General features: G+C 71.6%; 19 protein-coding genes and 5 pseudogenes. 13 read left to right on the top strand and 11 right to left on the bottom strand.

Annotated features, from left to right (window positions below; all coding sequences use genetic code 11):
- Positions 1-8 precede the first annotated feature (8 nt).
- Positions 9-521: an ROK family protein gene (locus ACZ6S6_RS10610; protein WP_362963000.1), complete on the top strand. Its 513-nt coding sequence runs from the start codon at positions 9-11 to the stop codon at positions 519-521.
- 24 nt (positions 522-545) lie between these two features.
- Here ACZ6S6_RS10610 and ACZ6S6_RS10615 read toward each other — a convergent pair whose 3' ends face one another.
- A complete protein-coding gene (locus ACZ6S6_RS10615) occupies positions 546-1,259 on the bottom strand; it encodes an NPP1 family protein (RefSeq protein ID WP_469705009.1) in 714 nt (237 codons plus the stop codon).
- 279 nt (positions 1,260-1,538) lie between these two features.
- Here ACZ6S6_RS10615 and ACZ6S6_RS10620 point away from each other — a divergent pair.
- A pseudogene (locus ACZ6S6_RS10620) lies at positions 1,539-1,790 on the top strand (glycoside hydrolase family 95-like protein); the annotation flags it as partial.
- A gap of 42 nt (positions 1,791-1,832) precedes the next feature.
- Here ACZ6S6_RS10620 and ACZ6S6_RS10625 read toward each other — a convergent pair.
- Genes ACZ6S6_RS10625 through ACZ6S6_RS10640 form a run of 4 tightly spaced genes read right to left on the bottom strand, consistent with a single transcriptional unit; the run spans position 1,833 to position 6,712 of the window.
- A complete protein-coding gene (locus ACZ6S6_RS10625) occupies positions 1,833-2,981 on the bottom strand; it encodes an XdhC family protein (RefSeq protein ID WP_469704844.1) in 1,149 nt (382 codons plus the stop codon).
- Positions 2,974-5,139, bottom strand: a complete 2,166-nt coding sequence (locus ACZ6S6_RS10630; protein ID WP_469704846.1) for a xanthine dehydrogenase family protein molybdopterin-binding subunit — start codon at positions 5,137-5,139, stop codon at positions 2,974-2,976. The genes ACZ6S6_RS10625 and ACZ6S6_RS10630 overlap by 8 nt, the downstream gene beginning before the upstream one ends.
- On the bottom strand, positions 5,136-6,128 hold the full coding sequence (locus tag ACZ6S6_RS10635; protein ID WP_469704849.1) for an FAD binding domain-containing protein: 993 nt from the start codon (positions 6,126-6,128) through the stop codon (positions 5,136-5,138). Before ACZ6S6_RS10635 ends, ACZ6S6_RS10630 begins: the two co-directional genes overlap by 4 nt.
- Positions 6,125-6,712, bottom strand: coding sequence for a 2Fe-2S iron-sulfur cluster-binding protein (locus tag ACZ6S6_RS10640; protein ID WP_469704851.1), 588 nt, complete (start codon positions 6,710-6,712; stop codon positions 6,125-6,127). The genes ACZ6S6_RS10635 and ACZ6S6_RS10640 overlap by 4 nt, the downstream gene beginning before the upstream one ends.
- Positions 6,713-6,953: 241 nt before the next feature.
- Between ACZ6S6_RS10640 and ACZ6S6_RS10645 the strand changes: the two genes are divergently transcribed.
- Positions 6,954-7,562 carry a TetR/AcrR family transcriptional regulator gene (locus ACZ6S6_RS10645; protein WP_469704853.1) on the top strand — a complete coding sequence of 203 codons (609 nt, stop codon included), beginning with the start codon at positions 6,954-6,956 and terminating at the stop codon, positions 7,560-7,562.
- Between the two features lie 35 nt (positions 7,563-7,597).
- On the opposite strand, the gene ACZ6S6_RS10650 is transcribed toward ACZ6S6_RS10645, so the two are convergent.
- Positions 7,598-8,689, bottom strand: a complete 1,092-nt coding sequence (locus ACZ6S6_RS10650; protein ID WP_362959134.1) for an IS630 family transposase — start codon at positions 8,687-8,689, stop codon at positions 7,598-7,600.
- Positions 8,690-8,735: 46 nt separating this feature from the next.
- On the opposite strand from ACZ6S6_RS10650, the gene ACZ6S6_RS10655 reads away from it, so the two are divergent.
- Positions 8,736-9,143 carry a TOBE domain-containing protein gene (locus ACZ6S6_RS10655; RefSeq protein WP_362963014.1) on the top strand — a complete coding sequence of 136 codons (408 nt, stop codon included), beginning with the start codon at positions 8,736-8,738 and terminating at the stop codon, positions 9,141-9,143.
- A 40-nt stretch (positions 9,144-9,183) separates the two neighbouring features.
- On the opposite strand, the gene ACZ6S6_RS10660 is transcribed toward ACZ6S6_RS10655, so the two are convergent.
- On the bottom strand, positions 9,184-10,704 hold the full coding sequence (locus tag ACZ6S6_RS10660) for a PucR family transcriptional regulator (protein WP_469704856.1): 1,521 nt from the start codon (positions 10,702-10,704) through the stop codon (positions 9,184-9,186).
- 312 nt (positions 10,705-11,016) lie between these two features.
- Here ACZ6S6_RS10660 and ACZ6S6_RS10665 point away from each other — a divergent pair.
- Together ACZ6S6_RS10665 and ACZ6S6_RS10670 are read left to right on the top strand one after the other, a co-directional pair.
- A pseudogene (locus ACZ6S6_RS10665) lies at positions 11,017-11,328 on the top strand (molybdopterin cofactor-binding domain-containing protein); the annotation flags it as partial.
- A 94-nt stretch (positions 11,329-11,422) separates the two neighbouring features.
- Complete coding sequence (locus ACZ6S6_RS10670) at positions 11,423-11,926, top strand: molybdopterin-dependent oxidoreductase (protein ID WP_469704858.1); 504 nt, start codon at positions 11,423-11,425, stop codon at positions 11,924-11,926.
- A 62-nt stretch (positions 11,927-11,988) separates the two neighbouring features.
- On the opposite strand, the pseudogene ACZ6S6_RS10675 reads toward ACZ6S6_RS10670, so the two are convergent.
- Positions 11,989-12,189 (bottom strand): annotated as a pseudogene (locus tag ACZ6S6_RS10675) (TOBE domain-containing protein); the annotation flags it as partial.
- 502 nt (positions 12,190-12,691) lie between these two features.
- Between ACZ6S6_RS10675 and modA the strand changes: the two are divergent.
- Positions 12,692-13,498, top strand: coding sequence for a molybdate ABC transporter substrate-binding protein (gene modA, locus ACZ6S6_RS10680; protein ID WP_469704860.1), 807 nt, complete (start codon positions 12,692-12,694; stop codon positions 13,496-13,498).
- A gap of 76 nt (positions 13,499-13,574) precedes the next feature.
- Positions 13,575-15,524: an ABC transporter permease gene (locus ACZ6S6_RS10685; protein WP_469704862.1), complete on the top strand. Its 1,950-nt coding sequence runs from the start codon at positions 13,575-13,577 to the stop codon at positions 15,522-15,524.
- A gap of 27 nt (positions 15,525-15,551) precedes the next feature.
- Here the strand turns inward: ACZ6S6_RS10685 and ACZ6S6_RS10690 are convergent, their stop codons facing one another.
- Positions 15,552-16,118, bottom strand: a complete 567-nt coding sequence (locus ACZ6S6_RS10690) for a TetR/AcrR family transcriptional regulator (protein ID WP_469704864.1) — start codon at positions 16,116-16,118, stop codon at positions 15,552-15,554.
- A 129-nt stretch (positions 16,119-16,247) separates the two neighbouring features.
- Here ACZ6S6_RS10690 and ACZ6S6_RS10695 point away from each other — a divergent pair, with 129 nt between their 5' ends.
- The gene (locus ACZ6S6_RS10695) at positions 16,248-17,171 is read left to right on the top strand and encodes an NmrA/HSCARG family protein (RefSeq protein ID WP_469704866.1); all 924 of its coding nucleotides are present in this window, start codon (positions 16,248-16,250) and stop codon (positions 17,169-17,171) included.
- Positions 17,172-17,472: 301 nt separating this feature from the next.
- Positions 17,473-19,947: a polysaccharide lyase 8 family protein gene (locus tag ACZ6S6_RS10700; protein ID WP_469704868.1), complete on the top strand. Its 2,475-nt coding sequence runs from the start codon at positions 17,473-17,475 to the stop codon at positions 19,945-19,947.
- A gap of 121 nt (positions 19,948-20,068) precedes the next feature.
- On the opposite strand, the gene ACZ6S6_RS10705 is transcribed toward ACZ6S6_RS10700, so the two are convergent.
- On the bottom strand, positions 20,069-21,196 hold the full coding sequence (locus ACZ6S6_RS10705) for a LacI family DNA-binding transcriptional regulator (RefSeq protein ID WP_469704870.1): 1,128 nt from the start codon (positions 21,194-21,196) through the stop codon (positions 20,069-20,071).
- On the opposite strand from ACZ6S6_RS10705, the pseudogene ACZ6S6_RS10710 reads away from it, so the two are divergent.
- Both ACZ6S6_RS10710 and ACZ6S6_RS10715 read left to right on the top strand, forming a co-directional pair.
- Positions 21,185-21,634, top strand: a pseudogene (locus tag ACZ6S6_RS10710) (fibronectin type III-like domain-contianing protein); the annotation flags it as partial. The gene ACZ6S6_RS10705 and the pseudogene ACZ6S6_RS10710 overlap by 12 nt on opposite strands.
- Positions 21,635-21,746: 112 nt before the next feature.
- Positions 21,747-21,866: pseudogene (locus ACZ6S6_RS10715) on the top strand (pyridoxamine 5'-phosphate oxidase family protein); the annotation flags it as partial.
- Positions 21,867-21,907: 41 nt separating this feature from the next.
- On the opposite strand, the gene ACZ6S6_RS10720 reads toward ACZ6S6_RS10715, so the two are convergent.
- Positions 21,908-22,381 carry a MarR family winged helix-turn-helix transcriptional regulator gene (locus ACZ6S6_RS10720; RefSeq protein ID WP_362963034.1) on the bottom strand — a complete coding sequence of 158 codons (474 nt, stop codon included), beginning with the start codon at positions 22,379-22,381 and terminating at the stop codon, positions 21,908-21,910.
- A 270-nt stretch (positions 22,382-22,651) separates the two neighbouring features.
- On the opposite strand from ACZ6S6_RS10720, the gene ACZ6S6_RS10725 reads away from it, so the two are divergent.
- Complete coding sequence (locus tag ACZ6S6_RS10725; RefSeq protein ID WP_469705011.1) at positions 22,652-23,401, top strand: DODA-type extradiol aromatic ring-opening family dioxygenase; 750 nt, start codon at positions 22,652-22,654, stop codon at positions 23,399-23,401.
- Positions 23,402-23,476 lie beyond the last annotated feature (75 nt).

The raw sequence follows: 23,476 nt of genomic DNA on the forward strand, positions 1-23,476 counted from the left end.
CGAAACCAGTGGGAGGGGCGGGGCTCCGTACGTTCGGGGTCTCGGGCGAGCTGGGACATCTGCCCGTCGGCGGCAGCGACCGGGTCTGCACCTGCGGCAACACCGGCTGCGTCGAGGCCGTCGCGTCGACGCAGGCCATTGTCGACCAGGTGCGGGAGCAGACGGGGGACGCGGATCTGTCCCTCGCCGACGCCGTGCGCCTGGCCCGGTCCGGGGACGCCACGACGCGCGGCGTCTTCACCCGGGCCGGGCGGGCGCTGGGGCTGGGGATCGCCTCGGTGGCCAACCTCATCGGCCCGGAGCGCATCATCATCTCCGGCGAGGGCGTGGCGGCGTACGACCTGTTCTCCGACGAGATCCGCCGGACCTTCGCCGACCAGGCCTTCGGCGCGGCCGCCAGGTGCGAACTCGTGGTGCGGCCCCTGCCGTTCGAGACGTGGGCGCGCGGCGGCGCGGCGATGGCGGCCCACCGCGTCTTCGCCCCGCTTCCCGCCCGGTCCGCCGGGGCGGCGGGGCACTGACCAGCGCGCGCCGCCCCGTCCCCGTCAGGCGTTGGGGTCGAAGGGGATGCCTGCGGGCATCGCCTTCTCCAGATGGCCGGCGAAGTTTCCGTCCTTCAGGCCGAAGACGGCACTGCCGAAGTCGGCCTGCACCAGCTTGTCCCGGATGCCCTCGGGGTAGCCGTTCCAGCCGACGAGGTCGGGGAACTGCCACTGGTGGTAGTGGTTCTCGGGCGGCTCGTCGCCCGAGGTCGCGGGTCGGAAGCAGTGCGTACCGATCCCGTCCTTGTGGTAGACGGCCTTGGGGTGGGTCCCGTCCCACTGAATCTGATCGCGGCCGTAGACGCTGAAGCCGCCGTGGGCCGAGGTGGAGACGTACTTCGCCTCGTTGTCCTGCACCCAGACCACGACGTGCTCCCAGTCGTGGCGATGCCCGCCGAGACCGCTCCCGGCCACGGCCTGGTCCTTCTCGAAGTAGAGGCCGTAGATGATGGCGCACCAGCCGTTGTTGCACTTGGAGCGTGCGTAGCCGTTGGTGTTGTCCAGGTCCCAGGAGTCGTGGCAGCTGCCGTTGACTGCGCCGGTTGTCTTCAGCCCGGGGGCGATGGTGCCGTCGGGACCGATGGCGGGGGTCGGATAGCAGCCGTCGCCGTCGTAGTCGTAGGCCGGCTGGAAGGTCTGTTCCAGTCCGTCCGCGTTCGCGGGCAGCGCACCCGGCACGTCCGCGAAGGCGCTGCCCGGCGAGGCCAGGACCAGCATCCCGGCCGCGGCCAGCACGAGTGACACCTTGCGGATCCGTCGTCTGTTCTTCACTGCTTCCTCCTGGTCGAAGCGTGTCGGGCCATGCCATGCGATGACATGCCCATGTCGACACTCAGGGAACCCCGAAGCCCTGCCGGGTACGGTGGATTTCGCAGGGGTGAAGGCTCGGCCAACGGCCGGGCGGCAGGCCGGGCGAGGCCTGCCCGGCATACCAGAACACGGTCGAGCACCCGATCAACACGGTTGGCCCGCGCAAGAATTGAATGCGAATCACGCATGCTGCTCTACTCCCGGCCGGGCCACATCGAGCTGCTTCCCGCCCTGCCGGCGGCCTGGGCCGGCTCAGGGTCCGTCACCGGGATGGGCGCGCGTGGCGGCTTCGTGGTGGATCTGAGCTGGCGCGACGGAAAGGTGCGCGAGGCACGGATCCGCAGCGTCGGCGGCCGCACCACCGAGGTGAGCTGGAAGGGCGTGACGCGGCGGGTCGAGCTGCGGCCCGGCGGGTCGGTCGCCCTGCGGAAGTTCTGACCCCGGCCCCTACGGACGGTGGGCGGCGTGCCCCGGTCCGGGTCACGCCGCCGCCGGGGAGCGGGACCCGCCCTCCTGCCGTCCGTCGGTGTCATGGTGGATGGGCGCACCCGAACCGGTCAGCGGCGCACCCGAACCGCCCCGGCGCGACGCGACGATCTCCGCCGCGATGGACAGCGCGGTCTCCTCCGGGGTGCGGGCGCCGAGGTCGAGGCCGATCGGGGAGCGCAGCCGGGCCAACTCGTCCTCGGTGAGCCCGATTTCGCGCAGGCGCCGGTCGCGGTCCTGGTGGGTGCGGCGCGAGCCCATCGCGCCGACGTACGCGGCCGGCAGCCGCAGGGCCGCCTCCAGCAGCGGTATGTCGAACTTCGCGTCGTGGGTGAGCACGCACAGCACCGTTCGTCCGTCGGTCGCGGTGCCGCGCAGATACCGGTGCGGCCAGTCGACCACGAGGTCGTCGGCCTCGGGGAAGCGGGCGCGGGTGGCGAAGACCGGCCGGGCGTCGCACACGGTCACGTGGTAGCCGAGGAACTTGCCCGCCCGCACCAGTGCAGTGGCGAAGTCCACGGCACCGAAGACGATCATCCGGGGCGGCGGCACGCTCGACTCCACGAACAGCGTGACGCCACCGGGGCAGCGCGAGCCGTCCTCGGCGATCTCGACCGTACCGGTACGGCCGGTGTCCAGCATCGCGCGGGCCTGCGCCACCGCCGTCCGTTCGAGCTCCGGATGCCCGCCGATGCCGCCCTCGTACGAGCCGTCGGCGTGCACGAGCAGCGCCCTGCCGAGCAGTTCGCCCGGTCCCCCGGCCACCCGGGCGAGCGCCGCGGAATCCCCCCGGTCCGCGGCCGACACCGCGGCCCGGAACACGGGCGCGGCCGAGCGCACCGGTGTGACCAGGACCTCGATGACGCCGCCGCAGGTGAGCCCGACCGCGAAGGCGTCCTCGTCGCTGTACCCGAACCGCTCGCGCGCTGTCCGCCCGTCCTGGAGCGCCTGGACGCACAGCTCGTACACCGCCCCTTCCACGCAGCCGCCGGAGACGGAGCCGATGACGGTGCCGTCGCTGTCGACGGCCAGGGCGGCGCCGGGACCGCGCGGTGCGCTGCCGCCCACGGCCACGACGGTGGCGACCGCGAAGTCCCGGCCCTCCTCGAACCAGCGGCGCAGGGCGTCCGCTATGTCAAGCACTCGGCGCTTCCCCCGCCGCCGCCCGCCGCCGGGCTTCCTGCGCCGCACGCAGGACACGGTCGGGACGGATCGGCAGCTCCCGGTGGCGGACGCCGGTCGCGTGCCACACCGCGTTGGCGATCGCGGCGGCCACGCCGACGACACCGATCTCACCGATGCCCTTGATCCCTACCGGGTCGTCGGGAACGTGGTCGTCCACCCAGTCCGCCTCGATGACCGGCACATCGGCATGCGAGGCGAAGTGGTAGCCGGCGAGGTCCGCGCCTACATGGCCGCCGGAGGCCCGGTCCCTGATCGCTTCCTCGTGCAGGGCCATGGACAGCCCCCAGGTCATTCCGCCGATGAACTGGCTCCGTGCGGTCAGCGGGTTGACGATGGCGCCCGCGGCGTAGATGCCGAGCAGCCTGCGTACCCGCACCTCGCCGGTGCCGACATCCACCGCCGCCTCGGCGAACTGCGCCCCGAAGGAGTGCCGTTCCATCTTCGGAAGGGCGCCGATGGCCTCGGCGGTGTTCGACCTGGCCGTGATTCCCTCCGGCGGAATGCCTCCGCCCAGGGCCAGCCGCTCCCGCAGCTCACCCGCCGCGAGCCTTACCGCCCAGGCCCAGGAGCGGGTGCCCATCGAGCCGCCGGCGATCATCGCGGGGCCCAGATCGCTGTCCCCGATGCGCACCAGGATGCGGTCCGGGTCCACTTCGAGCGCGTCCGCGGCGACGAGGGTCATCGCGGTCCTGGCGCCGGTCCCGATGTCCGCCGCGTTGATCCGCACGGTGAAACTTCCGTCCGGCTCAGCGGTCACGGCCGCGGTGGACGGGCCGACCCCCGAGGGGTAGGTGGCCGCGGCCGTTCCGGTCCCGATCAGCCAGCGCCCCTCCCGGCGCAGGCCGGGGCGCGGGTCCCGGCCGGCCCAGCCGAACCTGCGGGCGCCCTCCTCGAAACAGGCGAGCACATTGCGGCTGCTGAACGGCAGCCCCGACACGGGCCCCACCGCGGGCTCGTTGCGTGTGCGCAGCGCGATCGGGTCCACGCCGCACTTCTCGGCCAGTTCGTCGAGCGCCGATTCGACGGCGAAGGATCCCGGCGCCTCGCCCGGTGCGCGCATCCAGGTCGGGGACGGCACGTCGAGCCGTACCAGGGTGTGCAGGGTGTGATGCGCGTCGGCGTCGTACAGGACGCGCCCCAGCGCGGCGCTCGTCTCGACGAACTCGTGCACGGTCGACGTCTGGCTCTGCGCCTGGTGGTCGAACGCGCGCAGCCGGCCGTCCGCGTCGGCGGCGAGCCTGATCCGCTGTGCCGTGGGGCTGCGGTACCCGACGAGCGCGAACATCTGGCGCCGGGTCATCACTACGCGTACGGGGCGGTGGAGGAGGGTCGTCGCCATGACGGCCGCCACCTGATGGGGGCTCAGGCCCTTGGAGCCGAAGGCCCCTCCGACATGCTCGGCCCGCACCCGTACGGAGGCCGGGTCGAGGGAGAAGAGCTGGGCGAGCTCGGCGGCCACCCAGGTGCTGCCCTGGTTGGAGTCGACGACGTCGAGCCGGCCGTCGTCCCAGCGAGCCGTCGCCGCGTGCGGCTCCATCGAGCTGTGGTGCTCCTCCGGAGTGGTGTACTCCTCGTCCACGACGAAGGCGGCCGCTGCGAGTTCGGCCTCCACGTCGCCCTTCGCCGTCTCGGCGTCGGCCATCGTGCTGGTCTCCGGCGTGTACGCGCCGGGGTGCCCGGCGAAGAACGCCACGTCGTGCGGCTCCTCGTCGTAGCGCACGACCAGCGCCTCGGCCGCTTCCCTGGCCTGCTCGGACGTCTCGGCCACGACCATCGCCACCGGCCAGCCCACGTAGGGCACCCGGTCGTGCTGGAAGAGCCCGACGACCGGGTTGGGCCGTCCCAGCATGCCGACGTAGTCGGTGTCGACGCGCGGCGCGTTCCCGTGGTGCAGCACGGCGAGGACTCCGGGCATGGCCAGCACGGCCGTGTCCTGCACCGGGTGCACCCGGCCGCGGGCCACGGTCGAGAGCACCAGCCAGCCGTGGGCGAGTTCCGCGAAGGGGATCTCGCCGGCGTAGCGGGCCGCTCCGGTGACCTTGTCCCGGCCCTCCACCCGGGTGCGGCCGGAGCCGACGGTGCCGGTGAATGCCGCGCTGTCGGTCGTCGTGGTCATCGGGCGGTCTCCTCGGCGAGTTCGGTGAGCACGGCCACGACCAGGTTGCGCATCAACGTCACCTTGTATCCGTTCTCCGGGAGCGGCTCGGCGGCTGCCAGTTCGGCGTCCGCGGCGGCGGCGTACGCCTCGGCGCTCGCCGGTCGGCCGGTCAGCGCCCGCTCGGCCGCGCGGGCCCGCCACGGCCTGGACGCGACCGCCCCGAACGCGAGGCGCACGTCGGTCACGACGCCGTCCCGGACGTCGAGCGCGGCGGCGATGGATCCGACCGCGAAGGCGTACGAGGCGCGCTCGCGCACCTTCCGGTAGCGGGAGTGCGCGGCGACCGAGGCCGGCGGGAGTGTGACTCCGGTGATCAGGGCGCCGGGCGGCAGGGCGGTCTCGATGTGCGGGGTGTCGCCCACCGGCACATAGAAGTCGGCGATCGGCAGCTCACCGGGCCCGTCGGCCGTTTCGTACGTGACGACGGCGTCGAAGGCCGCGAGCGCGACCGCCATGTCCGAGGGGTGTGTCGCCACGCAGTGCTCGGAGGCCCCGAGGATCGCGTGGTTGTGGTGCTCGCCCGCGATGGCCGGGCAACCGCTGCCGGGGGCACGCTTGTTGCACGGCTTGGCGAGGTCGCTGAAGTAGCCGCAGCGGGTGCGCTGGAGCAGATTCCCGCCGACCGTGGCCATGTTGCGCAGCTGTCCGGAGGCCCCGGCCAGGAGCGCCTGCGCCAGTGCCGGGTAGTGACGCCGTACCTCGGCGTGGGCGGCGAGATCGCTGTTGGTGACGGTCGCGCCGATGTGGAGGCCGCCGTCCGGCGTGAACTCGACGGTGTCCAGCGGAAGTTCCTGGACGTCGATGAGAAGCGCGGGCCGTTCCACGCCGGCCTTCATCAGGTCGACGAGGTTGGTGCCGCCGCCGAGGAAGCGGGCGTCCGGGTCCGTGCCGAGCAGTGCGACCGCTCCGGAGACGTCGAAGACGCGCTCGTAGCCGAATTCCCTCATGCCACCGGCTCCTTGTCCTGGAACGCGGCGGCCCGGGACGTGGAGACATCGGCGGCGGAGGCCTCCGCCGCCCGCGCGACCGCCTGCACGATCGACACATAGGCGCCGCAGCGGCACAGGTTGCCGCTCATCCGCTCGCGGATCTCCTCGGCGGTGAGTGCGGGCACTCCCGCCTCCGGCCTGACGTCGCCGGTAACGGCGCTCGGCCAGCCCGCCGCGTGTTCCTCGATCACCGCGAGAGCCGAACAGATCTGGCCCGGGGTGCAGTAGCCGCACTGATAGCCGTCGAGGTCGAGAAAGGCCTGCTGGACCGGGTGCAGCCGATCGCCGTCGGCCACGCCTTCGATGGTGGTGATCGCGCGCCCCTCGGCCGCGACTGCGAGCTGCAGGCAGGCCACGGCCCTGCGTCCGTCGAGCAGTACCGTGCAGGCGCCGCACTGGCCCTGGTCACAGCCCTTTTTGGTGCCGGTCAGATCGAGATGCTCACGCAGGGCGTCGAGCAGGGTGGTGCGATGGTCGACGGGCAGCGTGTACTTTTCGCCATTGATGTTCAGGGTGATGGCACTGGACGTCGATGGGGCCATGATCAGCCTTCTTTCGCATTACTGATGCGCGTCGAACGAGACGATCCCGGCAGACGGTCCGGGAGGGAGAGAGGCGATTCAGGTGAACTGCGCAGATATGGACGGGGCACCGGTCGGCCGTAATGGCTGGTTCTACCGGTAAGGTAAGGCTAAGCGGACAGCTGTCCGCCGGTGATCAAACCTAGTGGACAGCTGTCCGGTTATCAAGAGCGGCCGTGGCCGTGGGCCCGAAGGAGGACCTGTGCAGGAGGAGAAGGACGCCCCTCTGCGTCCGGACGCACAGCGCAATCGCGAGCGCATCCTGGACGTCGCGCTGGCCGAGCTGACGCGGGCCGCTGACGCCCCGGTGAGCGTGATCGCGAAGAAGGCCTGCGTCGGGCAGGGGACGTTCTACCGCAACTTCCCCAACCGCGAGGCGCTCGTCCTGGAGGTCTACCGCCACGAGATGCAACAGGTCGCCGACGCCGCGGCCCAGTTGCTCCTGACCCGTGATCCGGACCGGGCGCTGCGGGAGTGGATGGACCGGCTCGCGCAGTTCGCCATGGCCAAGGCCGGTCTGGCCGAGGCGCTGCGCACGACGGTCAGCCGGCACGGCGGCCTGGCCCAGCTGGGCCACGGCCCGGTGACCCGGGCCGTCACGCTCCTGCTGGAGTCCAACGAGCAGGCCGGCACCATCCGTCCGGGGCTGACCGCCGAGGACTTCCTCCTCGCCATCGCCGGGCTCTGGCAGATCGACCCGCACAGCGACTGGCCGCCGCGCGCCGCCCGGCTGCTGGACCTGGTGATGGACGGACTGCTGGCGGGGGCACCCGGCGGGGCCCGCCCGGCGCCGGAGGACGGACGGACCTGAGCCCGGCGGGTCCGGCACGATCCGCCGGACAGGCCCTAGTGACCTGAGTCAGAGATTCGGTGGCAGTAGGCGGCGACTTTGTCGAGGATTTCGTCGGCCGTCTTGGTCCAGATGAAGGGCCTGGGTTGGTCGTTCCAGTCGGCCAGCCAGGCCCGGACGTCGCGTTCGAGGGCCTGGACGGAGCGGTGCACTCCGCGCTTGAGCTTCTTCTGCGTGAGTTCGGCGAACCACCGCTCGACCAGGTTCAGCCACGACGCGCTGGTAGGTGTGAAGTGCAGGTGGAAGCGCGGGTGTGCCAGCAGCCACTTCTTGATCTCGGGCGTCTTGTGCGTCGCGTAGTTGTCGAGGATCAGGTGGACCTGGAGGCTGGCCGGGACTTCCCTGTCGAGCTTGGCCAGGAACTTCTTGAACTCGACGGCCCGGTGACGGCGGTGGAGCGATCCGATCACCTTGCCCGTCGCGACTTCCAGGGCGGCGAAGAGAGTGGTGGTGCCGGCGCGGATGTAGTCGTGACTTCGGCGCTCGGGAACCCCAGGCATCATCGGCAGGACCGGCTGGGACCGGTCCAGGGCCTGGATCTGCGACTTCTCGTCCACGCAGAGAACCAGAGCCTTCTCCGGCGGGTCGAGATAGAGGCCGACGACATCGCGGACCTTGTCGATGAAGAACGGATCGGTGGAGAGCTTGAAGGTCTGCGAGCGGTGCGGGGCCAGAGCGAATGCCCGCCAGATCCTGGATACCGTCGACTGCGACATGCCCGTCACGGCGGCCATCGAGCGCGTCGACCAGTGCGTCGCGTTCTTCGGTTTCTCCTCGAGCGTTCTGACGATCACTCGTTCCACATCCGCGTCGGTAATCTTCCGCGGGACACCCGGCCTGGGCTCGTCACACAAGCCGTCCAAGCCGTTCTCCAGGAAGCGCCGCCGCCAGGTGCGGACGGTGTCCGGCGCAACCCGCAGCCGACGGGACACCTCCATGATCGAGTGGCCGTCCGCGCACTCCAGCACGATCCGTGACCGCTGAGCCAGCGCCTGCGCGGTCGTCCGCCGACGCACCCAGCCCTCCAGCACAGCCCGTTGCGCAGTGGTCAGTGACAACGGCGGAATCTTCGGCCCCGGACGACTCATAACCAACTAACGCCAAACCTCTGACTCAGGTCACTAGAGTGCGCGGGTGCCTTCGTACAGCATTGGCCAGGCCGCTGAGCTGCTGGCCGTGAGTCCCGAGACCGTCCGCCGCTGGGCCGACGGCGGTCACCTCGCGATGGACCGCGGCGGCTCGGGAAACCGGGTGATCGACGGTGTCAGCCTCGCGGGCTTCGCCACGGAGCGTGCCGCGGGGCTCCATCCGGTACCCGGGGAGGTCCTGACGTCGGTACGGAACTCGTTCGCCGGGATCGTCGTCGCGGTGAAGGCCGACGGCGTGGTGGCGCAGGTGGAGATCCAGTCGGGGCCGCACCGGCTGGTGTCGCTGATCAGCCGCGAGTCCGTCGACGAACTCGGCCTGGAGGTCGGGGTCATGGCCACGGCACGGGTGAAGTCGACGAACGTGCACATCGACCGGCCGGGCGGCCGGGGCTGAGCCCTGGCCCTTGCCTGATCCAAGCGAGAGGCCCCAGCGGTCAGCGGCACATCAGAGCGGCCCGCAGATCGAGCCTGTGGTCGAGGCGCGAGAGGTCGCGTCCGGTGAGCTGCTCGATGCGCCGGACACGGTAGTGGACCGTGTTGACGTGGAGGTGGAGGGCTTCGGCGGCGCGCGCCCAGGAGCAGTTGTGCGCGAGGAAGACTTCCAGGGTGTGCAGCATCATGCGCTGCGAGGCGCCGTCCCCGTCGATCAGCGGGCCCAGGGCCCGGGCGCTGAAGACCTCGCGCACCTCCTGGGGAAGACCGGCGAGCAGCGTGTGCAGGGTGGTGAGGTCGTCCACCGAGGTCAGCCGGGACGCCGCGGGTTCCGTGGTGCGGGATGCCGTGAGGGCGTAGCGCGCCTGTACGAGACTGCCGTGCAGGCCCTCGGGACCGGCGGCCGGCGCCCCCACCCCGCCGTGGAGTGCCGTGCCGGGGTGGCAGTCCTCCAGAACGGGCCAGAGGGTGTGCAGCCGGCCTTCGCTGTCTCCCGGTTCGCCCTGGACGACGGCCACGGCCGTGCCTCCCGCGAGCCTGCCCACGGTGAAGGGCCGCTCGGGGTCGTGGCGCAGGGCCTCGGTCAGGGCGTCCGCCGCCGCGCTCGCGTCGTCCTCATGGGCCGGCCGCGCGGTGATGACCTGGTAGGGACCCTGCTCGGAGAGGCCGCAGCCGTGGAGTGCGAGGCGCAGCGATGTCCCGTCGGTGTGGGGGGCGTCGATCAGCGAGACGAGTTCGTCGCCCTTGCGGCGTGCCGCGTTCGCTCCGGGGGCGGTGCGCTGCCGGTGCTGGGCCAGGACATCGGCTATCTCGTGCAGCACGCGGGGCGGCGCCCCGGCCGTGTCGGGGACGTACAGGTGCCAGACGTCGTAGGGGGATGCGTCCGACTCGACGCGCAGCGTGGCGCCGGTGGGTCTGCGCAGGCATTCTGCGCCCCGTCGCGCGGTCAGCGGCGGGGCGGGCGGGGTGCGCGCGAGGGTGCGTCCGGTCGCGCTGAGGAGGTACGCGGCCGGGGTTCCCAGGTGGGCGAAGGCCCGGTCGAGCAGGGTGTCCGGGTCGGTACCGGCCGCGAGCAGGACGCTGAGCTCGTTGCGTACGTTCTCGGGCAGTGCGTAGTGGTGGGTGGGGCGGCGGCTGAGATCGCCCCGCTGCCGGAGGTAGACCGCCTCGGTGATGGCCCGGAAGCTGGTGCTTGCGGGGACGGCGATGAGGGTGACGCCGTGGGTCCGGCAGGCGTCGACGAGGACATCGGGCACGGCGCCGTGCGTCTCCTCCCCCGCGAGCAGGGCCACGGCTCCGGCCGTCCGGAGCGCTGTGACGAACCGCGCCGCCTTCTCGGGCCCATCGGTGGGGTGCCACCACACCAGGCCGCTGAGAACGACCTCTCCCTGCTGGAGAAAGCGGGTCGGGTCCTCCAGGTCGGTGGCGGTGACCCCGCTGATCTCCCGGGCCGGCAGGGGCTCTTCGCCCCACAGCAGGGTCAGGCCGAGGGATTCGAGCTGGAGAAGGTGTTCGACGTGCATGGTGTGGCTCCTTGCGCGACTGCCGGGTCCGGGCCCGACATCTCACATTCACGAGGCGATTGCGAGTCCCGTCATCGTAAATGCCAGGTGAAGTGATCGATACACCTCTTGGTCGATCCTCCAGGTCGCGGTGCGTGGGCTCGTGTTTTTCCGTGTGGTGCACCAGTCGTGCGCGGGGCCGCCGCGTTGCTTCACTGAGCTTCTCGGTGGCCGACGACGCAGCGGCCGGAGCGGAGAACGACATGGATCTCAACACCGTGCGGGACGTGCGTGACGCCCGTTCCCACGAGCCCTGGAGGCCCGGCGACGCCTGGCCGGGAACTCGCGGCGGACGGTCACTTCGGCGGGACGCCGCGTTCCGTCGCCTTCAACGCACATTGGTTCAGGCTCGCCGTGGACCCGGGAACCGGCGAGATCAGGATCCTGCGCAGCGTGTACGCGGCGGACGCGAGCAAGGTCATGAACCCGATGCGGTGCCGGGGCCAGGTCGAGGGCGGCATCGCTCAGGCGCTGGGTGCCACGCTCTTCGAGAACGTCCGGCTGAACGACCGGGCGGTCAGTGATCCGGGGATGCGGCAGAAGCACTCGGTATCGATGACTCCGGTTCACAAAAGCCAGGCTTCTGGCGGACATTGCCTCGTACACGCGATTTCTCGGGGCGGCTGCTGGGCATACCTTCTGACAGCCGCCCAGCGGGCCGTCCGATTTGGGGATCCCCATGAGCCGACTCAGCGCGCGACCCCGCACGCCTTCCCCGCTGCTCTCCCCCTTCACCCTGCTCGGGGACGTCGAGCGACCGGCCACGCTGACCGTGGAGGACCTGCGGAGCGGGTGGGAGCAGCACCGGGCCGAGGTGGTGTTCGACTGTGCCGCCAACGGCCCGCAGCACCACAGCTTCGAGGGGCCCCTGCTCCGCGACGTGGTCCTCGACGCCCATCCGGCGTTCGACGCCCGCAGGCGCAAGGACCGGTCCCGCTACCTTGTGGCGGTCACCGGCGGCGACGGGCACCACACGGTGCTGTCGTGGGCGGAGGTCGACGCCGATTTCGGCGATGTCCCGGTCCTCCTGGCCACCGGGATGGACGGCCGGGGCCTGGACGCGGCGGGAAGCCAGCTGGTGGTGCCCGCCGACCGGTGCGGCGCGCGCTACATCAGCGCCATCACGCACGTGTGGGTCGGAGCGTGGCCGGTCTCCGGTCAGCCGGCACGGTACGACGCATAACCGAAAGGGTGCGCGCGGTGCGTGTGACCGGGAGGGTCCGCGCGGCGCGCGCGGTCCGCCGCTCAGGCCGCGGCGAGGGAGACCTCGGTCGACTTGATCAGCGCGGTGACGGACGCACCCGACGCGAGTCGCGGATCGGTCACGGCGTCCTTGGTGATCGCCGCGGTCAGCTCGCCGCCCTCGACGGAGACCTTGACGCTCGCCATGGCGCCGCCGGTGGCGACCTCGGTGACGGTGCCGGGGATCCGGTTGCGGATGCTCAGGCTCATGGAGAAGCGCCTCGAATTCAGGGTGAAATGCCGGGTATTTCCCGTTCTGCATTTCTCACTGCAAACATTTCCCGCACGGCCGGCCGACCGCCTGCCACAGGCTCGAGGATGATCCACCGTCTCGCCCGGCAAAGCGGAGGCAGCGGGTTCACGGACCGCCTCCCACCTCGGCGTATCCCTGCGGCGGCCACTTCGGAGTTTCCTCCGAACGACAACGCATCTGCTATGGAGCTTCGCATTACGCGTTGTAAATGCAAACCCAGAACACCTATTGTGTGGCACATGCAGTCCTACGTCATGGGCGATGCCGCAGCCGGGGTGACCACCACCCGCGGCACATCGACCGGCGTGCACATCGACCGCACCTGAGCCACCACCCCACAAGCCCCCACAGCTCCACAGCTCCATCAAGCGGCGTCGCCCGTCCCCGGCGCGGCTCACCACCATCCGCTCGGGCGGCACCAGCCGACCGCGTCCCCAAGGAGTTCCCACCCTCATGTCCCTCGCCTTCACCAGACGCCGTACCGCAGCCGCGATCCTCACGGCGGCTCTCCTCGTCCCGCTGGCAGCCTGTGGCAGCGACAACGACCAGAAGGACTCGGGCGCCGACGCCACCGCGTCCGGGTCCGGGACGCCGAAGGCAAGCCTGACGGTGCTGGCCGCCGCCTCGCTCACCGATGTCTTCAAGACGGCCGGCGCGGCGTACGAGAAGGAGCACCCCGGCACCAAGGTGAAGTTCTCCTTCGCCGGGTCGCAGCAGCTCGCCGCCCAGGTCAAGCAGGGTGCGCCCGCCGACGCTCTGGTCACCGCGGACACCAAGACCATGGACGGGCTGAAGTCCGACACCGGAACGCCGACCGTCATCGCGAAGAACCGCCTGGTGATCGCCACGGGCAAGGGCAACCCGGAGAAGATCGAGAATCTGAAGGACCTCTCCGACACCAGGCTGAAGGTGGTGCTCGCCGCCCCCGAGGTCCCGGTGGGCCGCTACGGCAAGCAGATCCTGGACGCCCAGAAGATCGACGTGAAGCCGGTCTCCCAGGAGCTCGACGTCCGTTCCGTCCTGAGCAAGGTCGAACTCGGTGAGGCCGACGCCGGTCTCGTCTACAAGACGGATGCCGCCACCGCCACCGACAAGGTGGAGGCCATCGACATCCCCGACGCCCAGAACGCCGTGGCCTCCTACCCGGCCGCGACCCTGAAGGCCACCAAGAACAGCGAAGCCGCGGACGCCTTCGTGAAGTGGCTCTCCACCCCGGAGGCCCAGAAGATCCTCGCCGCCGCCGGCTTCCAGCAGCCGTAACCGGTGACCACCCCGTGCGGGCGGCCCGACCTCGGTCCCGGCCGCCCGCACGGCACTTCCAGCTTCAGGGACTTCGATGAGACGCCTTCGCAGCCGCGCCACCGGCCCCCGCGCACCGATCGCCCTGGCGATCCCCGCGCTGCTGGCCATCGCCTTCCTGTTGCTGCCGCTGATCGGGATCCTCGCCCGCACGTCCTGGGGCGAGCTGGGCGACCATCTGACCAGCCCCGGAACGACCGAGGCGCTGAAGCTGTCGCTGCTGGTCTCCTTCTGGGCGCTCGGGCTCTCGCTCGTACTCGGCGTGCCGCTGGCCTGGCTGCTGGCCCGTACCGACTTCCCCGGCAAGACCTTCGTCCGCTCCCTCGTGCTCCTGCCAATGGTGCTGCCGCCCACCGTGGGCGGTGTCGCCCTGCTGCTGGCCTTCGGCCGCCGCGGTCTGCTCGGACCGTGGCTGGAGGACACGTTCGGCATCACCCTGCCCTTCCACACCTCCGGCGCCGTCCTCGCGGCGACCTTCGTCGCGATGCCGTTCCTGGTCATCAGCCTCGAAGGAGCGCTGGGCGGACTGCGCCCCCGTTACGAGGAGACGGCGTCCTCCCTCGGGGCCTCGCCGGTACGGGTGTTCTTCACCGTCACCCTGCCCATGGTCGCCCCCGGTCTCGCCGCCGGAGCCGCACTCACCTGGGCGCGGGCACTCGGCGAGTTCGGCGCGACCATCACCTTCGCCGGAAACCTCCCCGGTACCACCCAGACCCTGCCCCTCCAGGTCTACCTGCTCCTCCAGGACAACCCGGAGGCAGCCACCTCGGTCTCCCTGCTCCTGCTCGCGATCGCCATGCTCGTCCTCCTCGGGCTCCGGGGACGATGGACCGGGACCCCGAGCGCCGCGGCTGCGGGGCCGCGCGCCTCTGCCGATGAACCGGCCGCCGTCCCCTCGGAGGACATCCGAACGGCCCTGCCGGACCACGTCGAGCCCGACACCGGACGGGACAGCTGGCCGCTGCACGCCGAGGTCACCGGCTTCAACCAGCTCACGCTCGACGCCGACGCCGGAACCACCATCGCTGTCGTCGGCCCCAACGGCGCGGGCAAGACGACCCTCCTGCGCGCCCTGCTCGGGCTCACCCCGCGCGCCCACGCCGCGCTGCGGCTCGGCGAGCTGGACGTCAGCGCCCTGCCCACGCACCGCCGCGGGGTCGCCTGGGTGCCCCAGGACGGCGCGTTGTTCCCCCACCTCAGCGCACTCGCGAACACCGCTTACGGGCTGCGCGCCCAGGGTGTGCCGCGCGCCGAGGCCCGCCGCAGGGCCCAGGAATGGCTCGACCGCCTCGGCGTGGGACAGCTGACCTCCCGCAAGCCGTCCCAGGTCTCCGGCGGACAGGCCCAGCGCATCGCCCTGGCCAGGGCGCTCGCCACCCGGCCCCGGCTGCTGCTGCTCGACGAGCCGCTGGCCGCGCTCGACCAGACCACCCGCGCCCATGTGCGGCACACCCTGCGTACCCACCTCGACAGCTTCGGCGGCGTCTGCCTGATCGTCACCCACGACCCGGTGGAGGCCGTCTCCCTCGCCGACCGCGTCCTCGTCCTGGAGGACGGCCACGTCCTCCAGGACGCCCCGCCGGGCGAGGTCACCCGGCACCCCCACTCCCCCTGGGTCGCGCGCATGCTCGGCCGCAACGCCTGGCCCGGCACCGCGACCGCCGACGGACTCCAGCTGCACGGCGGCGGCCTCCTCGTCATCGCGGAACCGCTGCCGGCGGGTACCGCCGCGCTCGCGGTCATCGCCCCCGAGGCCGTGTCCGTGCACCGCACCGAGCCGGGCGGCAGTCCGCGCAACATCTGGGCGGGCACCGTCCGGGAGATCACCACCAGCGGCAGCCGTCTGCGCGTCCTCATCACGTCACCGCAGGCACCGGATCTCGTCGCCGAGATCACCCCCCACGCGGCGGCCGAACTCGGCCTCGCCGACGGGGTCGCGGTGTGGACCAGCATCAAGGCGACCGAGGCGACGATCGTGGCGCTGTGAGCACCGCCGGACGCCGGGGCTCGCTTCTCACCTCTGCGGGCTGACTCCCGCCACGGTCAGGCCCAGCAGCCGGTTCGCCTCGGCGGCGGGGTCCGCGTGGTGTTCCGTGGCCAGGGCGATGCCGGCGATCAGGGTGAGCAGGTCGGCGACGGTCACGCCGGGCGTCACCGCACCGTCCCGCGCGGCTCGGCGCAGCAGCGGGCCGCCCGCGTCGGTGAGCTTCGCCGAACAGGCCTGCACATGCGCGGCGTCGGGACCGGCCGCTCCGTCGAGGGTCAGTGCGGTGGCCAGTCCCCGGGCGGACGCGGCGTACTCGGTGACGGCACCCAGCCAGTCCACCAACGCGGTCCCGGGGTCGCCCGTCCCGGCCAGTTCGGCGGCGAGGGCGCACAGCGTCTCGATCCGTTCGCGGAAGACCGCCTCCAGCAGTGCGCGACGGCTGGGGAAGTGCCGGCGCACGGTGGCCGATCCGACTCCCGCCGTGCGGGCGATCTGCTCCAGGGAGGCTTCGGCACCGTGCGCGGCGACCTCCGCCTCGGCGATGTCGAGAATGCGCGCATAGTTGCGCCGGGCGTCCGCGCGCTGGCCGGGCATGCCGCCACCTCCTGGGTTCCGATTCGCCGCGCCCGCTGTCCGCTTGCTAAGCGGCGGGCCCCTCCGTATCGTACCGAACCAGAAACGGCGGGGCCCGCCGTTTAGCCTGCGCACCATTCTAGGAGCGTCATGTCCACGGATTCCGCACCCGCGCCCGTACTCGTCACCGGCTCCACCGGCCGGCAGGGCGGCGCCACGGCGCGCGCCCTGCTCGCGGCGGGCCATCCCGTCCGGGCACTGGTCCGCGACCCGGCGACCGGGCGGGCGAAGGCCGTCGAAGCGCTCGGGGCCGAGCTGGTCACCGGCGATCTCCTCGACCGCGACTCGGTGATCCGGGCCGCCGAGGGAGCCCGCGCCGTCTTCTCGGTGCAGATGCCCGACATGAACGGACGGGGCTTCGAGGGCGAGTCGGCCCAGGCGGTCAATCTGATCGAGGGCGCGTTGGCCGCGGGCGTACCGCAGTTCGTGCACACCTCCGTCTCCGGAGCCGGGCAGCACACGGAGGCGCCCGGCTGGGCCGAGGGCCGCTGGGCCGCGATGGAGCCCTACTTCGCGACCAAGGCCGGCATCCAGGACCGGGTCCGTGAAGCGGGCTTCGCGCACTGGACACTCCTCAAGCCGGGCTTTTTCATGGAGAACTTCCTCCCCTCCATGGCCTTCCTGTTCCCGCGCGGCGTCGAGGGCGGCCTGGTGAGCGTGCTGAAGCCCGGGACCCGGCTGTCTCTCGTCGCGGTGGACGACATCGGCGCGGCCGCCGCGGCGGCCTTCGCCGCACCGGAGAGGTTCGACGGGGTGGAGCTGGAGCTGGCGAGCGACTACCTGTCCATGACGGACATCGCCGAGACGCTCTCCCGCGCCCTGGGCACCGAGCTGACCGCACCCGACATGACCGAACAGGAGGCGACCGCCGCCGGAATGCCGGGGATGGGCGCCTCGCACGAGCGGATCAACGTGGTCGGCCAGCCCGCGCGCCCGGAGTACGCGCGCGCTCTCGGCATCCCGCTCACCACGTTCGAGGAATGGGCACAGCGGCATCTGCGGGCCACGGCCTGACGACGGGCGGGACGGCGAAGCCGAACGACGCGATGCCATCGAGGCGGTGCGGAGCAGGCGGAACGGAGCAGGCGGTGCGGAGCAGGTAGAGCGGAGCAGGTAGAGCGGAGCAGGGTAGAGCGGATTCGCGAGCGGGAAGACGAAGCATGACGTCTGCGGCATAGCGTGCCGAATGGTGGGTGCTCGGATCGATCGAAACGATCAATTCCGTCGGTTCTATTGAGCGGTTGAGCGCATGCGTGTTAAAAACCGGCTGACTTCAGCGCGCTCTTCCTCCCACCTCCCGGCTTCCGGAGCACCTATGACGCCCCCTCCCCCGTCCCCCTGGTCCCGCCGCACCTTCCTCGCGGCCACCGGTGGCACCGCACTCGCGGCCGGCCTGGCCGAGACCGGCACCGCCTCGGCCGCCCCCGCCGCCCCCGCGCCGCCCGCCACCGAGGCGGCCGACGCGTTCGCCGCACTGCGCGCCAAGTGGCGCACGCTGATCCTCGGTGAGGGCTTCAGCCCGACCGCCGAGCCCTTCCGGTCGAAGCTCGCCACGCTCGGCACCCAGGCGGCCGGTCTCCGGGACACCATGGTTCCGGCGGCGGGCTCGCTCTGGCCCGGCCTCGGCTACGCCGATCCGTCCCCGGACACCGACCAGGAGTCGTACGGCTACTCGGCCCGGATGAACGACAGCTTCACGCGGCTGAGCACCATGGCCCAGGCGTACGCCCAGCCGGGTACCGGGGTCACCGGGGACACGGCCCTGCGCGACGCCGTCATCACCGGCCTGGACCACCTCTGCTCGGACGTCTACAGCGCGGACGCCGCACCGTTCGGCAACTGGTGGAACTTCCAGATCGGCTCACCGCAGGCGCTCCTCGACACCGCCGTGCTGCTCCACGAGCATCTGTCTGCCGAGCAGCTGACCACCTACTGCCGGTCCGTGGACACGTTCCTGCCGGACTCGGCCGTGGCGAAGTACACCGGCACCAGCACCGGCGCCAACCGGGTCGACCTGTGCCGCGGGATCATCCTGCGCGGTGTCGTCGGCGGCAGCGCGGCCAAGATCCAGCTCGGCCGTGACGCGCTGTCCCCCGTCTTCCCGTACGTCACCTCCGGCGACGGCTTCTACGCCGACGGCTCGTTCGTCCAGCACACCGACGTCCCGTACATCGGAGGCTACGGCGCGGTGCTCCACGACGGCCTCGGCCGGCTGTTCGCACTGCTGCGGGACTCGACGTGGCAGGTGGACGATCCGGGCAGTCAGCTCTTCCTCGACACGGTCGACAAGGCCATCGCGCCCTTCATCTACGACGGCCTGATGATGGACAACGTCTCCAGCCGGGGCATCAGCCGCGGGCTGACGGAGGCCGACGCCTTCCAGCTCCCCCAGGACGACCACACCCGCGCGCACAGCGTGATGGCCTCGGTCGTCCTGGTCGGCCAGGGCGCGAGCGCCGAGGAGCGGGCCCGCTGGAACTCCATGGTCAAGGGCTGGCTGCAACGCGACTCGTACGGTCCCGCCCTCGGGAATCCGAAGCTGAGCCTGGTCAACACGGCCCTGTTGCAGAAGCTGTTCGACGACGACACGGTCAAGGCGTCGCCCGAGCCCGCCGAGCACCGGACCTTCCACAACATGGACCGCGCCACCCACCGCCGCCGTGACTGGGGCGCGTCGGTCAGCATGGCCTCCGCCCGCATCGCGCACTACGAGTTCGGCAACGGCGAGCACGCCCGCGGCTACCACACCGGGTCGGGCTGGCTGTCCTGGTGGGGCGGCGACCACGGTCCGGCGCAGTACTCCGACACCTTCTGGCCGACCGTCGACCCGTACCGGCTGCCCGGCGTCACCGTCTCGAAGAAGCTCCTGCCGGACGGGTTCGGCGGCGAATGGGGCAATCCGAAACCGGACACCACCTGGGTGGGGGGCACCACAGACGGCGAGTTCGGCACCACCGGGCAGCACCTGCGGGGCATCGACAGCACGATGACCGCCAGGAAGTCGTGGTTCTGGCTCGACGACTCGATCGTCTGCCTCGGCGCGGGCATCACCTCGGCCGACGGCGCCGCCGTCGAAACGGTGATCGACAACCGCAACCTCGGCGCGTCGGGCACCGCCGCACTCACCCTCAACGGCATCCCCCAGCCGGGCGCCCAGGGCTGGCACACCACGCGGACGCACACCAAGTGGGCACACATCCAGGGGCACGCCGGCTACGTCTTCCCGCAGGCGGGCGGCAGCCGGATCAGCGCACTGCGCGAGGAGCGCACCGGCGCGTGGAAGGACATCAACGCCGGCAGTTCGCCCACCCCGTTCACCCGGCGCTACCTGACCCTGTGGCAGGACCACGGCACGGACCCGCGGGACGCCTCGTACGCGTACATCCTCATGCCCGGCGCCGGCGAGCTCCGCACCGCCGCCCGCGCCCTGGACCCGCTGTGGCTGCGGATCCTGGCCAACAACTCCCGGCAGCACGGCATCCGCGTGCCCTCCCTCGGTTTCACCGGGATCAACTTCTGGGCCGCGGGCACGGCCGGCACGGTCACGGCCGACGCGCCGGTCAGTGTGCAGATCCGGGAGAGGCGCGACGGTACGGCGACGATCTCGGTGGCCGACCCGTCCCGCAGCGTCAAGAGCCTGACCCTCACCTGGAAACGGCAGGTCACGTCCGTTCTCTCGAAGGCCCCCGCGGTCACCGGTGCCCGGACCGGCTCCTCGCTCACCCTCACGTTCGGCGACCTCAGCGGCAGCTACGGAGCGACCCACCGGGTCAAGGTCCGCACGGCCTGACGGTCCCCGTCGCCACCGGTCCCCCGCCACCTCCGCAGGCCGCCTCGCTCCGGCCGGCGGAGGTGCCCGCCCCCGACGGATCGCGTCGTGCTGTCAGCTCGTCGCGGAACGCGTCGTGGTGTCAGCTCGTCGCGGAACGCGTCGGCTCCGTCCTTGGCGGGGGCGGAGTCGTTCCGCCCGCACCGCAGGACGCCCGCACCCGCAGTTCCGGCAGCAGTTCGAGGTGCTGGCGCGGTGTCGGCGTACCGCCCGACGCGCGCTCGGCCAGGCGCTGCAGAATCAGCTTCGCCGCCAGCTCGCCCACCGCGCGCTTCGGCGGTGCGACGGCCGTCAGCGGTACGTCGGACAGCCCGGCCACCTCGTCGTCGTAGGCGATGAGGGCCAGGTCGGCGGGGACGCTGACGCCGCGCGACTGCAGCCGGGGTACCAGCACGATCGCGTCCTCGTCGCTGTGGACGAGGACCGCGGTGACCCCCCGGCTCCTGACCGCGTCGACGAGGTAATCCGCCATCTCGTCGTACTCGCCGTGCCCCCTGATGGCCGGTGATCCCGGCACGGGCGTCAGCCCGAGCGACTCCACGGCGGCCAGGTACCCCGCGGTGATCTGCGCGGCGTGCGGCCCTTCCTGCAGCACCGCGGCGACGGCCCGGTGCCCGAGTTCGGCGAAGTGGCCCACCGCTTCCGCCGCGCCGTGAGCCCGGTCGGTGCGGACCCGGTCGAGTCCCGCGGCGGGGTTGCCGGCCGGCGCGGAGCGCTCGACCAGCACGGCCGGAACGGGACACTCCAGCAGCCACTTCTCCTGGCCGTCGGCGGGCACCCCGCCGAACCAGCTGGGTGCGATCAGCAGGCCCTCGGCGCCGCCGGCCAGGAGATGATCCGCCTGTACCGGGTCCTCGGTGTCCACGTATCCGGACATCCCCAGCACCAGCCGGCCGCCCTGGGCCTCCACTGCCTCCCGGGCGCCCCGCACGATATCGGCGAAGATGAAGGTGGTGGTCGGCACGATCATTCCGATCACCGCACCCTCGGTGCCCGGGGTCCGTGCCGCCTCCGAGGGCTGATCCGTCGGCCACACGACGGCCCCGTGCAGCCGGCGCAGGCTGCCCCGGGCGGCCAGCGTTTCCACGTCGCGCCTCAAGGTCACGGCGGAGACGCCGAGTTCGGAGGCCAGCTCGGCGACCCGGAGGCTGCCGCGCTGCCGGACGAGTTCGAGTACCCGCTCATGGCGCTGGTCGACATGCAGACGCATGGGCTCCCCCTGTGGCAAGGCCGGACGGCCGCGGAGAGCGGCTCCCCGCAGGTCACGGTATCGCCGGATAGCGTATCGAACGCTTGCGTTCAATACGATCGTTCGCCTGGTGATCGCGTGAGCCTCGGCCACGGTCTGAGCTATACGTCGGTCGAGTACGGCGTCCCCCGGCTGTCCCGCTCGTCCGCTGCGGCGGCGGAGTTCGGTACGGACGGACCTCGCGGTCCGGCGGAACCGCTCCTGTGCACGGTGGAGGTGCACAACACGGGCGACCGGCCCGTGCGGGAGACGGTCCAGCTCTACGTGCGCCGGGTGCTCGGCGGAACGCCGTGGCCGCGTGTACGGGAGCTGCTCGGCTTCGCCCGTGTCGACCTGGTGCCCGGAGCGCGGACCGAGGTCTCCTTCCCGCTCGGGACGCGGACCCTGGCCCCCGTCACCCGTGCGCTGGAACGGGCCGTGAAGCCGGGGGAGTTCGCGATCGGGACGGGCCCGTCCTCGGACCGGACCCGCGAGGCCCGGCTGACGGTGACGGCCCGGACCGGCGGCAGCCGAACTCGCCCTGGTCGTCGAGATCGACGAGATCTTCCGCCACTGTCCGGCGGCCCTCCGCCGCTCGGGGGTGTGGTCGCCCGGGACATGGGAGCGGGCCGCCGGGACGACCCCGGCCTGACTCACGCCGGGCCGGCCGAAGGCCCCGCCCGAAGAGGGCGCTCAGCCTCCTTCGAGTTCCCGGCGCACCGTAGCGGCGATGCGGTTGAGTGCGGCCCCCATATGGCGGCGCTGAGCGGCGCTGAGCGGATCGAAGACGAGCCGCTTCACCTGCGCGACGTGTTCCGGTGCGCTCTCGACGAGCTTCTGCCGGCCGGCCTCGCTCAGGGTGGCGAGGGTGTACCGGCCGTCGACGGGGTCGGGTCGGCGGGCGACCCAGCCGCGGGCCTCGAAGCGGTCCATCACCTTCGACAGGCGGGGCTGGGTGCTGTCGCAGACCCGTGCCAGGTCGCTGAGCCTCATCGTGGCAGCTTCGGCCATGGACAGCTGGGCCAGAACCCCGTACTCGAAATTGGAGATACCGGCCTCTCGCTGCAGCTGGCGGTCGAGGGCCGCCGGGAGGGCGATCACGACCGTGAGCAGCGCCTGCCACACGTCCTGCTGGTCGTCGTCGAGCCAGGGTGACTGGGTTTCCATGAGCCCCATCATACTTGCCCAGGCAAGTCGGGTCACTTGCCTGGGCAACTCTCAATGAGCTACGTTTTCACTTGCCTGAGCAAGTGAAAGCACTTGCCCAGGCAAGTGAAGGAGCTGGTTTCGATGACCACCACGAGCAGCCTGGCCTCCCCGAACGGCCTGACTTCCCCCTTCCCGTTACGCACACCGGCCGCGGCGTACGACGACCTCCTTGCCCGGGTCCTGCCGAAGGCGCGTGAGCAGCGGGTGTGGACCCCCTCCGACGGGCCCCTGCCCAGCCTCTTCGTGAGCCACGGGGCCCCGTTCACCCTCGACGACCCGCAGTGGCTCGGCGAGCTCTTCGACTGGGCCGGGTCGATGCCCAAACCCCGCGCCATCGTTGTCGTCTCGGCGCACTGGGAACGGGCACCGGTCGCGATATCCGGGGCCGCCGCCGGCACCCCGCTCCACTACGATTTCAGCGGCTTCCACCCCCGCTACAAGACCCTTCCCTACGCGACCCCGGACGCCACCGACCTGGCTCGTCGGCTCACGGGCCTGCTGGGCCGGACGCCGGTGCACGAGTTCGCCGACCGCGGCCTCGACCACGGCGCCTTCATCCCGCTCATGGCCATGTATCCCGCGGCCGACGTCCCGGTCGTGCAGCTGTCGATGCCCAGCCTCGACCCCAGCGCCCTGATCGAGCTCGGGGCACGCCTGCGGCCGCTGCGCGAGGAAGGCATCCTCGTTCTCGGCTCGGGCTTCATGACGCACAGCTTCGCCGTCTTCCGCCGGCCGGAGCTCGCAGCCGACACCACGGCGTTCGACGAATGGGCCGTTGACGCTCTCGCCCGGGGCGACGCCGACGCCCTCACCGACTACCGCAACAAGGCACCCGGCGCCGCGGTCGCCCATCCGACGGCCGACCACTTCGTCCCACTGCTGCTCACCGTCGGCGCCGCCGACGACCCCGGCAGCGCCGTGAGCGCCATCGACCGCATGGTGATGGGCAACTCCACCCGGTCGGTTCAGCTGACCTGAGCACCCCGACGTACTTCCCGTCCCGCCCGATCGCCCCATCCGTTGGCGACGGCATCGATACACCCTGGAGGAAAG

The organism is Streptomyces sp. NPDC048671 (assembly GCF_055587045.1).